The sequence below is a fragment of the Paenibacillus sp. 4624 genome (assembly GCF_050435065.1).
In the GTDB taxonomy this organism is placed as follows: domain Bacteria; phylum Bacillota; class Bacilli; order Paenibacillales; family Paenibacillaceae; genus Paenibacillus; species Paenibacillus amylolyticus_D.
Window position 1 is genome coordinate 32,368 of the sequence record NZ_JBNDJR010000009.1, and the last position, 13,531, is coordinate 45,898.

The 13,531-nt window shown below is 43.9% G+C and carries 11 protein-coding genes; 2 read left to right on the top strand and 9 right to left on the bottom strand.

Annotated elements, in window-relative coordinates:
- Window positions 1-239 precede the first annotated feature (239 nt).
- Entirely contained in the window at window positions 240-602 is a 363-nt protein-coding gene (locus ABIE27_RS20285; RefSeq protein WP_123064934.1) for a DUF3221 domain-containing protein, read from the bottom strand.
- A gap of 104 nt (window positions 603-706) precedes the next feature.
- On the opposite strand from ABIE27_RS20285, the gene ABIE27_RS20290 reads away from it, so the two are divergent.
- On the top strand, window positions 707-1,972 hold the full coding sequence (locus ABIE27_RS20290; RefSeq protein ID WP_429351345.1) for a S1 family peptidase: 1,266 nt from the start codon (window positions 707-709) through the stop codon (window positions 1,970-1,972).
- Window positions 1,973-2,113: 141 nt separating this feature from the next.
- Here the strand turns inward: ABIE27_RS20290 and ABIE27_RS20295 are convergent, their stop codons facing one another.
- A complete protein-coding gene (locus ABIE27_RS20295) occupies window positions 2,114-2,443 on the bottom strand; it encodes an ArsR/SmtB family transcription factor (RefSeq protein WP_123064931.1) in 330 nt (109 codons plus the stop codon).
- A 131-nt stretch (window positions 2,444-2,574) separates the two neighbouring features.
- On the opposite strand from ABIE27_RS20295, the gene ABIE27_RS20300 reads away from it, so the two are divergent.
- Window positions 2,575-3,294 (top strand): suppressor of fused domain protein, encoded by a 720-nt coding sequence (locus ABIE27_RS20300; protein WP_123064930.1) that lies wholly within the window; start codon window positions 2,575-2,577, stop codon window positions 3,292-3,294.
- Window positions 3,295-3,508: 214 nt separating this feature from the next.
- On the opposite strand, the gene ABIE27_RS20305 is transcribed toward ABIE27_RS20300, so the two are convergent.
- From ABIE27_RS20305 to ABIE27_RS20335, 7 genes are all read right to left on the bottom strand, one after another.
- The gene (locus ABIE27_RS20305) at window positions 3,509-5,086 is read right to left on the bottom strand and encodes a glycoside hydrolase family 43 protein (RefSeq protein ID WP_429351346.1); all 1,578 of its coding nucleotides are present in this window, start codon (window positions 5,084-5,086) and stop codon (window positions 3,509-3,511) included.
- Window positions 5,083-5,982 carry a carbohydrate ABC transporter permease gene (locus ABIE27_RS20310; protein ID WP_192895113.1) on the bottom strand — a complete coding sequence of 300 codons (900 nt, stop codon included), beginning with the start codon at window positions 5,980-5,982 and terminating at the stop codon, window positions 5,083-5,085. Before ABIE27_RS20310 ends, ABIE27_RS20305 begins: the two co-directional genes overlap by 4 nt.
- A gap of 15 nt (window positions 5,983-5,997) precedes the next feature.
- Entirely contained in the window at window positions 5,998-6,972 is a 975-nt protein-coding gene (locus tag ABIE27_RS20315) for an ABC transporter permease (RefSeq protein WP_192895112.1), read from the bottom strand.
- Window positions 6,973-7,258: 286 nt separating this feature from the next.
- Window positions 7,259-8,929 carry an extracellular solute-binding protein gene (locus ABIE27_RS20320; RefSeq protein WP_123064928.1) on the bottom strand — a complete coding sequence of 557 codons (1,671 nt, stop codon included), beginning with the start codon at window positions 8,927-8,929 and terminating at the stop codon, window positions 7,259-7,261.
- 155 nt (window positions 8,930-9,084) lie between these two features.
- Window positions 9,085-10,689, bottom strand: coding sequence for a response regulator transcription factor (locus tag ABIE27_RS20325; protein ID WP_123064927.1), 1,605 nt, complete (start codon window positions 10,687-10,689; stop codon window positions 9,085-9,087).
- 11 nt (window positions 10,690-10,700) lie between these two features.
- Window positions 10,701-12,533, bottom strand: a complete 1,833-nt coding sequence (locus tag ABIE27_RS20330; protein WP_123064926.1) for a cache domain-containing sensor histidine kinase — start codon at window positions 12,531-12,533, stop codon at window positions 10,701-10,703.
- A 52-nt stretch (window positions 12,534-12,585) separates the two neighbouring features.
- The gene (locus ABIE27_RS20335; protein WP_123064925.1) at window positions 12,586-13,293 is read right to left on the bottom strand and encodes a DNA alkylation repair protein; all 708 of its coding nucleotides are present in this window, start codon (window positions 13,291-13,293) and stop codon (window positions 12,586-12,588) included.
- Window positions 13,294-13,531 lie beyond the last annotated feature (238 nt).

Sequence of the window (13,531 nt, forward strand, 5' to 3'; positions counted from 1 at the left end):
TACTCCTTGATATATGCTCTGTCAATCGCAAATATCACAGTCCTATAAAATTGTGCTCTTATAAATTTTACAGATCATACTAGAAACTAAAATGCAAAACTATTTAAAGCGATAGCACATATAGCTCATGGGAACAAAGAAACCATGATTCAAGTCCATCATTAGTGGAATTGAATCATGGTTCTCTCACAAAATGTAAAACTATTCCTAAGAATGAAAGCTTGGTGTTTGATTGTATCTTAATCAGAGATTTTTTCAATTTTCACAACTGTTCTAATGGGAGGCAAGGACTCGTTTTGATTAAAGTCAGCAGTAATTCTTACTCGTTGTCCTAAATCAATTGATTCGTAATTTTTCTTCTCAATATAATAATATGAGGCTTCCGTTTGTTCTTGTGCTAATTCAATAAAATCCTCTAATTTACCATTCTCCAAATCTTCCTTACTTATATTTTGAAGAACAAGTATTTTGTATTTGTCATTTTCCTCTGTTTTAAATACCACAGTACCTTCATAAATTGGATAATTTTCTTTTTCCTCTTTGTTAGTGCAAGCAGGCAGTGTAATCAAACTAATTAAGATGATTAGCATTATTTTTTTCATATTAAACCTCCTATAATCTAAATGATGCTATTCTCTTGTCTCCTATTCACAACCTATTTTAGTCTAATTATTGGATAAAAAAAATTATTACCAGGAGGCAAACTATGAAGAACAGACTAAGCTATGTTATTATTCCAATCCTTATTTTTGTTTTTTTTTCAATTTTCACCAATAAAGATGTGCATGCAGAAGTTAACCGGGAGACATTAGAGCAGGAAGTCTCCCAAGAGCAAATATCTGCAGAAATGGATGACATCATGATCATGCAAAATGCAGTCGCTGAAATATTAGGAGATTATGAAAAAATTCAGAAATATGGGACGGTTCACATTGATCGAAATAATGGCTTTACAATTATTATTGCTTTTAAATATGAGGACAACTCTACAGACGCAATTAAAAAAACATTATCTGAGCGACTTAATGAAAAGGTTAGGTTTATCGTTTCAGACATCACCTATGATGAATTAACTCAGATCAAAGATAATATATTTGGCAACCGTGAAATTTTAGAAGCAAAGGGCATTCAAATTTCTTCTGCTGGTGTCGATGAAAAAGCTAATAAAGTCAACGTAATCATTAATAAAGTAGATAATATGACTATTGCTTCTCAACTGTTTACAGATAATTTTGCGAAATCGACAAAATTACTTACGGACAATTTTGAAAGTGCTGAGAAATTTGTGAATGTTGTCTTTGATCCAGAAGCTAAGAATTACAATGAATTCTCACGAAGGGAAAATCATAGCATTTTAGGGGGAGGGATTGGAATACAAAGTTCCGGTTCGTGTTCAACTGCATTCACTGCTACAAAAGGAGGCGTTAAGTTCTTAGCTACGGCTGGTCATTGTCTTGAAGGTGATGGATCAGTCGTAAGACAATGGAGCAGTAATGTGGGTACGGATCACCTAAGTTATTATAAGAGTCGTGGCTTTGACATCGGGTTAATTAATGTTACTACCTCTGGCAGGAAAATATCGAACTTTATCTTTGCAAAAGCTGTAACTAATTATGATGCAAAATATACAAACTCAGGTTCCTTCTTAATGAATCAATATGTTTGTAAATCAGGAATCACGACAGGTTATACTTGTGGTCAAGTACAGGAAACGAGCACAAGTTATACAGATTCTGATTCAGGTGTTATAACGAAAGATGTAGTGAAAATTTATGCAACCGGCAATACAAAAGATTATTCTCAACCTGGTGATAGTGGGTCAACTACTTGGGCTGGAGAAGTATTATTAGGCGTACACAGTGGTGGTGGGGATTCTAGTACACTATCTTGGGGCTTTGCTGCAAAAACTAGTAAAGTAGCTGAACACTTTGGCTCAGATTTTACTATTTATAAGTCATCAAACCCACTTTGAACGTTGTGAATACTAATGTAATTTAAGAGAAATAACGATCTGCTAGGTAGTTGATATTCCCTTCTTATATTCATATGAATATAATATACACCAAAAAACAAGAGCTCCCGTGCCAACTTACGGTTGCTCTTGTTTCTTGTGTCAGCTGTCTTTACGCATATCCTCAAGCATTGAAATTGCATCGACCAGATGGTTATCAAAAATCTGTTTGGCAACAGTCAGCAGGTCTTTAATCAGCGGATCCCGCAGTGAGTAGGTGACGGTTGTGCCTTCTTTAATGCCCTGTACCACATTTTTGCTACGTAACACAGCCAGCTGCTGGGATACTGCAGAACCCTCCGTTCCAAGAATGCTTTGCAATTCATTGACGCTTTTATCTCCTTCACCCAGCAGTTCCAGAATGCGAATTCGCATCGGATGTGCCAGTGCTTTGAAGAAATCGGCTTTGAACTGTTGTACGTTCTGATTCATACCCTTTTGCTCCTTCAATCGAACTCATCAACATGACCTTATCATACCATAGAACGAAGTACAGGCTTCCATTCACACGATATGATATGATGAAAAGCGAGTACATTATATGGCGCAAGGGAGCGGTAAACATGTCTAAATCATCTGAATATTCGCCTTCTGGTGTTCCTATTCTTCGTCATAAAGATTTGGAACGCGAGTGGCAGTCTACCTCTTATGCAGCAACCGAATGGCTGCAGCGAATTGAGAAACACGCGGATACGTATCTCGGCGAAGCCGACTCTGTGTTCCATGAGCTGGTGTCAGACAAAGTTCATATTGATGTTCATATCATTCGTCCGACACCTGAGCGTAATTATTATACGTTGTATACCACAGGCATGAGCGCCTTGCCGATGAACACACCTGAAGATGCAGAGGAATATAAGTATGCAGAACTGATGATATGTTTACCTCCGGATTGGCCTCTATTAGAAGAAGAACTAGAGGAATCGGATAATTACTGGCCGATCCGATGGTTGAAAACGATGGCTCGACTGCCACATGACTATGATACCTGGCTGAGTTGGGGTCATACAGTACCCAATGGCGACCCGGCAACGCCATTTTCCAACAATACAGATATGTGCGCCTTAATCGTGTTGCCTCCGCTTGAGGTCGAAGAGGATTTCCTCACACTGGACATGGGGGATGGGCAAACTGTGCACTTCTATGCGATCCTTCCCATTTATCTGGAGGAGCTTGAACATAAGCTAGAGTATGGCTTGGACGCTCTGCTTGATCAATTTGAAACACAACATGTTAATGAAATAATGAATTTGAATCGGATTAACACCTGCGAGAATGCGTAAAAACATCATTCGAATTATATTTGAAAAGAATTCAAATGCAATGTTTTGCAAAGATCACTAATCCTTCTTCTTAACGAACATCAAAAAAGCTCAATCCTGTGCGGGCATCTGCTACTGGATTGAGCTTTCCTTTGTTATGATGTGAACTTCGAGTGCTTATCTAGCTCCGCTTCCAGGACTAAACGTTGATATTCAACAATTTGCCCGTTACATATCAGTACGAGCCATATTCGAACCAATCAAAGTCCGCCACCTGATCAGAGGATTGACCATTGCTGCTACTAAACACACCGATACAACAGCCTACAAAACCGCCAGCCACCTCCGTGCTCAAGCTGGTCGTATCCACTTGTCCTGCAACCAGATGATACTTCCTTCCATCTATGCTGTAGTAGAAGCTGAGTTGCTGTCCTAGCGCCACCATTTTAATGTATACACGCGGAGTTTCTCCATCCAGCACAACTTGACCAACCTGTGATTCCTCACCACCAAGCCACGTCATTACCCGCAGCACCTGCTGCTCACCTTCACGGGCCCGTTCAATTCGCACATGATACTGGTCATTCTGAATAACCACCAGACCCGCCGTCTCATGTTCATGCTGCGGCACAAATTCCATCGCAGTCGCAGCGACATAATCCATATGCCGCTGCCGCACACAGACAAAGCTGGAATTATCAAGTTCCTTCAATGTTTGCGGTTTCAACTTCAAACGCAGGTAACCTTTCCGTTCAGTCAACGAGTAGAGGTTCTCCTGAGGATTACGCAGGAACATCCACTGCAGGCCCAATTCGTCACTGTCAAAATTTTCACAGCGCAGATCCGGTGCCACAGGTACTGCTGGCAGATTCAGCACACCCTGCTCCTCCAGTTTTCCAAGCCCCCGATTGATGACTGGCCATCCATCCTCCCATTCCACTGAAGCAATAAATGTCTCACGACCAAGATTGCTGAAAGCCCCGCCATATGGTCTGGAAGCCAGCATCACCATGAACCATTGACCGTTAGGCGCCTGTACCAGATCCGCATGTCCTACATTAATAACCGGATAATGCTTGCCCATATGACGATGGGTAATAATCGGATTTTTCGGATTGCCGACGTAACCTTCGGTCAGACTGCTGCTGCGTGCAATCGTAACCGCATGGTTCAGACCTGTGCCACCTTCGGCAATCATCAGGTAATAATACTCACCAATTTTGTACAGATGCGGTCCTTCTGGCCAGATCACATCTACCATCGCCCCGCGCCACAGAACATAGCTGTCTCCGACCAGCTTCATGCTGCCCAAATCCAGTTCACGAAGCCACACTTCCCAGTTTCCGTTGTAACGCACACCTTCGGAGCAAGGACGTGTTCCCAAATAATACGCCTTCCCGTCTTCATCAAAGAACATCGTTGGATCAATGCCTTCCGCACCTTCAATAAAATAAGGATCAGACCACGGCCCAGCCGGATCGGTAGCGGTTACAACAAAGTTTCCACCATGAGATACATTCGTTGTGATCATATAAAAGAGCCCTTCATGATACCGGAGCGTTGGCGCAAAGATGCCCTGCGAATGCCCTGCGCCTTGCAGATTAAGCTGAGACGCACGATCTAACACATTGCCGATCTGCTCCCAGTGAACCAGGTCGCGGCTATGGAAGATCGGAACGCCGGGAAAATAGGCAAACGTGGATGTGACCAGATAAAAATCTTCTCCTACCCGGCAGACAGACGGGTCTGGATAAAATCCAGGCATGATCGGATTGTTAAATGTACATTGCTCGCCTTGATTAACATTGTTCATTCTTTTACCCCTCCAATGGTGAGTCCAGTGACAAAGTATTTTTGCAAGAACGGATACAGCACAACGATGGGCATCGCGGTCACGATGGTGATGGCAGCCCGAATAGATACGGGGGTGACCATATTGGTCACATTTTTGTATTGATCCACATTGACCATTCCCCCTTGTGACGTTGCCGAAGATAACAGCTTCATCAGTTCATATTGCAGGGTGGTCAAATTGCGGTTGCCTGCCGTATAGAGCATGGAGTCAAACCAGGAGTTCCACTGACCTACGGCAATAAAGAGTGCAACCGTAGCCAGCACCGGCTTGGAGAGCGGAAGCACAATACGCATAAAGATGCGGAAATCTCCTGCACCATCCATTTTGGCCGATTCAATCAGTCCCTCGGATAACCCCTGAATGTAGGTACGGATGACAATCATATTGAATACCCCGATCAGTCCAGGAATAATATACACCCAGAAGCTGTTCAACAGTCCCACTTGTTTGATCAGCATGTATCCAGGGATCAAGCCGCCGCTGAAATACATTGTGATCACAAAGAGTGTAGTGACAAACTTATTAAACATGTATTCCTTTCGGCTCAGTACATAAGCCAGCATAGCTGTACAGAAGAGTTGTACCACGGTTCCAATAACCGTTCTGGCAACTGAAATAAATGCCGCTTGGGTCAGATGTGGATTTTGGAACACAGATACATAGTTTTGCAGCGTCCACTCTCTCGGCCAGAGATAGATTCCCCCGCGAATCGTATCCAGACCGTTATTGAAAGATACGGCAATGGTGTTTAAAAAAGGATATAACGTAACAACCATAACAAGCAACATAAATATGCCATTGGTGATGGAGAAAATAGAGTCACCCAGGCTTCGTTTTCCGCTAATTCGATTCACAGCGCTGCCCCCTTATCATATCAACCGCTCTTCACCAAGAGATTTGGCAATCCCGTTGGCGATAAATATGAGCACCAGACTGACCACACTTTTGAAGATTCCCGCCGCAGTGGCAAGTGAGTAGTTCCCAAGATTAATCCCGTATTTCAGAACAAAAATATCAATCGTCTCGGATACATCCTGCACCAGTCCGTTCCCCAGCAAATATTGAATCTCAAAGCCTGCATTCAGTACGTTACCCACGTTGATAATCAGCAGGATAATAATGGTTGGTTTGATGCTCGGCAGTGTGACATTCCACATTTTGCGAAAACGACCCGCTCCATCGATGGAAGCTGCCTCGTACAGGCTCGGATTAATCGAAGCCATGGATGCCAGATAAATAATCGTGCCCCAGCCGATCTCTTTCCACATGCTGGATAGACCTACGATCCCCCAGAAGTATTTGGGTTCGGCAAAGAAATTAATCGGTGCATCAATCAGCCCCAGCTTGGTCATCAGCACATTCACAATCCCGTTTTCCGTCGACAATACATTCGCAACGATACCTGTCACGATAATCCATGACAGAAAGTGCGGAAGATAGGAAACGGTCTGCACAACCCGTTTAAATAAAACCATCCTCAGTTCGTTGAGCAAGAGTGCCAGACCAATCGAACCGACAAATCCCAGAAACAGACTGATCAGACTCATCGCCAGTGTGTTACGAATGACACGTAAGAAGGTTGGGTCCGTAAATAATGTTTGAAAATGATCCAGTCCCACCCAGTCCTGCTCCATAAAACCAATGCCCGGTCTATAGTTCTGAAAAGCCATGAGCCAGCCCCATAGAGGCCCATATGCAAAAATAGCAATAAACGCAATGAAGGGGAATGACATCCACATCAATTGACGCTGACTTTTCATTCTAGACAAGTTATACCCGATCCAGCTTTTCCCCGAAGGGATATGACTGATGTTGACCGAGGACTGCAACTCCTTTTTAGCCATGCTTTTCTCTCTCCTTGATTACGAGTTTTATCTATATCATCCGAACCGGATGATTTCGAATCCATTCCTGTCCAATGGGTACACGTTCATGTCTGGATTAAGAAAGGCTACAGGATATCCCATAGCCTCTCTGCTTTAACCTTAGCTATTGCTTACTGATGTTGCTTTTCTTACTACTCGTATTACTCCTCACACTTATCATGCTATTTGTCATACCGCTTATTGAATTGCTTATCTTGCTTCTTATCGTATTGCCTGTCGTACTACTTGTACCTGTTTTACATGCTTAACCCCACAGCTCTACACGTCTGCGAACCTCTTCCGTAAGTGCGTCCTCATACGCTTTGATATCTGCACTTTCTTTCAGTGTCGATTGATATTCTTCCCAGGCCTGATCAAACTCTGCTGGTGAGGTCATAATCACTTTAGGCAACCATTTGCGTTTCACATCATCCATCTTCTGTCTGGCGATGGTTTCAGGTTTATTTGGTTCAAAATTGAACGTATAGATCGGGAACCAAGGTTCGTTCTCTTCCGCAGGCTCCAGGAAATCCGTAAATTTAGTGTATCCGTAAGCCTTGAGTACTTTTTTATCAATGTCATTCAGTGTGGCAAGATATTCTTCAGGCTGCTCTTTCGGGTCCATCGCATTTTTACCGTCTGCTGTCATGCCTTCATGGTGAGGGAAATATACCAGCGGGCTTCCAGTGTTGGCGAGCACCCAGTCCGGATCTTTTGAATTAGCACGTTGCTCCTCGTTACGGGAGAATACACCTTTGTCATCCACCTGATAATCCACATCTTTTTGTCCCCACGTTCTCAGTACTTCAATCTCCGGATCGAGCAGATCATTAATGTATTGGAGCGCTCCCTCAACATCCTCACAGCTCTTCGTGATCGCAAGTCCGCCGTTGACGTTCAGAATCGGCTTATGCTGATAACGTCCTTTTACATCTTCGGACAACGTAATGGACAGTGGTACATACGTTCTTTCATACAGCTTTTGTTTTACCAGAGAAGCCTCTGCGTCGAGGAACTGCCATCCCTGATCGACCATTCCCAATACACGTCCCGTTGAAATTTTGGAAATGTACTGATCGTAGTTGGCTGTGAACGTTTCGTTGTCGACAAGCCCCTTGTTGTAGACCTCATTGATCTTTTTAAAATAAGCCTTTGCTTCTGGAATCGTATTGTAGTTTTTCGCTGTTAACGTAGCCTTGTCAACAATTGCGGCTCCTTCATTCGGATAACCGGCCAGGAACAGCGGCGGATTCTCCAGTGCGAAGTAACGCCAGTCGTAAGAGATGATCTCAAAACCGATCGTTGGCTGACCGTTAATGGTTGGATTTGCTGCCTTATACTTTTCGATGAGATCGAAGTACTGATCCAGCGTTTTGATTGTTGGATAGTTCGCCCACTCCAGCACCGCTTTTTGAATCCAGAACGCTTCCCCGTCATGGGATACTTTCATAGACTCGCCCTGTAAATTCCCGAATTGCGGAATGAAGTAGATATGACCATCCGTTGAATTCTTCATTTTCTTCCAATTGTCACCGAGATAGTTTTTGATATTTGGGTATTTATCGATATAGTCCTCAAGCGGCACTAAAGCACCAGCAGATACTAACTGCTGTGTACCATCACTTCCATCAATGAAATCCGGATATTCACCACCTGCAATCATGACCCCGATCCGTTCTTTGGCGGTCTGACCGGTAAGCCAGTCCATCGTGACCCGCACGCCTGTTTTTTCCTCAATAGCCTTCATCACCCGGTTATCATCAGGTGCGAGCTTGCCTGGTACAGCAAAAAATGCGGAAAACTGCTTCAGTTCTTTGCCGTCTGCCGTCTTCTCTTCCGTTTTGGATGACCCCGGCGTACAACCAGCGAGCACAACCGTAAACATCAACGTCAGTAGAACGAGCTGCCTTAATCTTTTTCTGACATCCTTTTTCATCATGACCCCTCCAGCAAAGTATGTTGAGAGACGCTCTTTAGAAAGCGCTTTCCAAAGGCTGATTTAAAATTATCATTGTTACCTGTCCTGCTCAACGGGACAAATTATAGGCCTCATCCCAATAATTCCAGATATACAAAAAATCCTGCTCCCCCTCAAGGCGTGCAGGATGATGAATCCGAGTTATGCATCGTTTGTGCCCTTTTTCGATACTGGGCAGGCGTCTCTCCCATGATTTTCTCAAACCGGTTAATGAAATAATCAGAGTCCCGATACCCTACCTTCGCTGCGATCTCATAGACTCTATAATCCGTTCTGCGCAACAATCGAATGGCCTCGTCAATACGAATCTGATTCAGGTAATCACTGAAACTCACGCCATAATGCTTTTTGAAAATCTGTCCCAGATATGCGCTGTTCATGAAAAAATGCTCTCCGAGCAGCTTCAGGCTGATATTTTCCATATAATGCTCATGAATATAAGACTCGACTCGCGCCAGTACCCCCATTGCATTCCGCTTCTGCCGCTCTTTCAGCTTCTCTGCACAGGTGTACGAAAAGTCACACAGATTCTCGATATTCTCTTCCATGGACAGCATGGCATAGTTCGTCTGCAAAAATGTGGACTGCATCCATTCCTCATCTGAATTCAGATCCGTATCGTCCCTGTTCACCAATCCAAGCAACGTGTACGCCAAATAATGAAGATGAATGCCCACAATGCCCGGCTCGATGCGCTGCTCCAGAAAAAATTGAAAAATGGCCTGCGCATGACCGCGTATATCTTCAATCTGTTGCTCCTCGATCGCTTGAATCAGTCCGTCAAAGAGCTGTTTTTCCCGTCCGGCTGGTTGATTGGTGAATACACTTGTGTCCATATGTTCAAAATAATAAATCGGCCCGTACGCACTAAAGAAACGTAAATTTTTAATCTTACCGCAAGAATAATAAGACTCATGCAGTTCCTCCAGCCGGTCCACTTCCTTGCCGACATAGATGGCTATAGCTGCACTCTGTATCTGACTTAGCTCTGTATACAGCCTCGTCACGTATTGTTCAAGCGATAATGCCTCACGCTTAAGCAACATGTCGGTTACAACATGCAGCACTCGATTTTTCTCACCTGTAAAAGATTTCAGGACATATCCTGCATGATTCTGGTTTATATGGGCTTCCACGAGCAGACTCCCATCGGTTTGCTGCTGTTGTCTCTCCGATTCCGTTTCAATCATCAAACATCGCAACTTCGTCGCTACATCCCCATATGAGACTTGGACACTGGAGAGCGTATCCTCATCTGCCGTTCCAAGCAAAATCGATTGCACCTGTTGAGCCATAACGATCTGTTCCTGTTTTTCCTGATGCCGCTTTTCTTCCGTTCTTTCCATGAAAGCCTTGCGGAAGGCCTCCAGCACTTGCAACAGCTCATCCTTCACAATCGGTTTAAGTATATAATCGTTCACATGATATTTGATCGCTTGTTTAGCGTACTCAAACTCATAGAACCCGCTAAGTAACACCATCTTCATCTCGCCGCCGTATTGTTCATAGATGATTTTGGCAAGCTGCATGCCATCCATTTCCGGCATTTTAATATCAGATATGACGAGGTCAGGCCGCATTGTTCGGATACATTCGAGTGCCTGTACCCCATTAGAAGCCTGACCACAAACTTGAAACCCAAGCGAGTTCCAATCAATCAGCAAAAGCAGTCCTTGGCGAATAAATGGCTCATCGTCCACAATCAGCACGTTGATCATATCCTCGCTCCTTATCCCTGAGATGCTTGTACAAGCGGAATTTGTATACGAATCGTAGTCCCCTTGTACCTTTCACTGTCAATGTTCACTTGCACACGTTCATCGAAATACATCCGAAGCCGAATGTATGCATTCATCACTCCAATGCTGCTCAGTTCACTAAGCCGTTCCAGACTCGGATCAAGCAACATCGTTCGAATGAGTTCCAGCTTGTCCTTCTCCATGCCAACTCCGGTATCTTGGATCATCATATGCAGTTGATCGTTATACTTCTGGAATCTGACTTCCACGACGCCATCATTCAAGCCACCTTCAATACCATGGATACAAGCATTCTCGACAAACGTTAACACGGTCAGCTTCGGAATTTTCATCTCCAAAATGTCAGCATCGGCGACGTCAATAACGAATTGTAACTTCTCGCCAAAGCGATATTGCTGGATCACCAGATAACTCTCGACAAAACGAATCTCATCTTGAATGGTAACGAGATCATTGCCCCAATTGATCGTTTGCCGGAGCAGCAACGCCAGCTTCTGAATGATATCAGAGGTCTCATGCTCATCCTTAATCAGACTGCGCATGCGGATCGTTTCAAGGGTGTTAAACATAAAGTGTGGATTGACCTGGCTCTGCAGTGCCTTTAATTCAGCTTGTTTTTTCGAAAGCTCAAGTGCTTGCCGTTCGACCTGCCCTTTAAATACAATCTCGATCAGATTCCTGATTTTGATGACCATCATGTTGTAACTATGGGTTAGGCTGCCGATCTCATCCTTGCCCGCGGGTTCTGCAATCACTTCGAATTTTTCCTGTTTAACTTGATCCAGATGCGTTGCAATTCTCCCTACCCTGTGAACAAGCGATCTGGAGATGAGCCAGATGAGCAGTGTAGGTACGAGCAGATTAACAATAATCAGCAGTAGCAGATTGAATCTGGAATCCACGATCTCCGTCAGAAAATCCAGCTTCTCTCCACGCACAATAATCTGCCATTTTTCCGATACGACAGGAATCAGTTCCGTGGATTGCCCCTCATCCTTCGCCATGGCGGACATGAGATGGAACGGCTTCCTAGCCTGATTCATCTGTGCATCATTGGAGAAAATAATCCGGTCATTCGAAACGATATATATTTTTCCGCCCGCTCCTTCATTTTTGAATGATTTGTTAATGAAGGCGTAGTCGAGATCTACCTTCAATACTTTCTCCACCTGTTGTTTCCCGAAATAATTGAGTTTGCGTATAATGCTAACCTTACGACCGCCTTGGTTTTGCGACATCTCAGCCTGCTGCTTGTCAAAATAGGAATAAATCATCATCTGGTCATCTGTGTTCATCAGCGCCTGATACCATTCGCTTTTCCTTATGTCATCATTTAGCTTGATAAAGTTGCCGCCATTCACAAACGTATCGTTATCTACATAAAACGTCACCTGATTCACTTGCTGGTAACTGTAATAATAGCGAACCAGATTGTTGCCGCTCAGCATATCATAATATGCAAAATAATAATCTTCCTGATTGTTGTATTTGGACTCCATAAACCGATTCAGCGTAGCATCCGTGTATAAAAAATTGGACACGTACAGGCTGTTATCCAGACTGTTCCGCAGATTAAAGCGAATCCGCTGCTGCATTTCGTTGATCCGGCTCTGTTCTTTGGCTTCAATCTGTCCTTTGATGCTTTGATAAAATACGGCATTGGTCGCCACTACAGGTACCAGCACACAAAAAATAAACATTATGTATAACTTCGTTCTAAGACTCCAATCATCCAGCAACTGAATACGCTTACACTTCAACTTGCGTTTCATGTCCGTTGTTGTCTCCCCCACCCGTGTCATCCATTACCACCATTATAACGAGCCTTGGTGATAATGGAATACACGTTTCGCACTAACATCTTACATATTTGCGTTTGAAACCTAGCTGATTGCGGTCCAGCGCCTTTTGAATATTGTCGGAAGCACTGATCTGCTTGCTTTTCGGCTTGTCCAGACCCACTTCAAGTGGGCCAACCCTTTTGGCCGTTTCCACCGCTAGCTCATGCAACGGAACGTAAGATATGGCGACCGTATAGATAAATAGGTTCATGGCTATTTTTGCACGTTCAGGCGCGCTGTGAATCGTTTGTTCTACCAGTTCAAGCATTTGTCTAAGTTTACCTTCCTCAAACTCGGTATCCTTGCGACTGCCCAAAAGCCAGCAGTAACAACTCCATCCGCCGGACATTTTCAGTTCTTCTCCGCTCGCAATCCAGGTGTCCGCAACCTCTTGGGCAATATCCGTCTCCGCTAAAGTTACAGCAACGATATAATCGGACACCATGTAGAAATACGCTGCATCCATCCAGCGATCAAAATCGGCGTGGGTCATCGCTTTCGGGTCTGCAATCACGCCTGCAAAATACATTGCATCATAGTTGCCTGTTGCATACAACTGCTCTGCGAGCGGCTGATTTTTCTTAATCTGCTTCGCCATGGGTTTCATGGCCCCTGTAGCAACACCAAACAAGGGTTCACGCGCACCGTTGGACAGATAGATCTTTTTCGTGCGTTCCTTGCCCAGAGCCTCAAGCTCTTGCATAACCTCGGTTACATTCATATGGGTAGCTCCTTTTATAAGGATTAAGTTTACACGGACACTCCGATGACAGAACAACCTTCTAATCGCTGACGTGTAAATGAATCGTTTAGTCTCATAGTAAATAAAGCAACTCGCGCTATACCTAGCTTCAAGTTTTGAAATACTTTTTATCAGTCTAGCACATCAGGCCGTATGTCCATACATGTAACGTATGGCATTCATTATAAATTTGCTGGCGCCACAAAAAGCCCAAAGG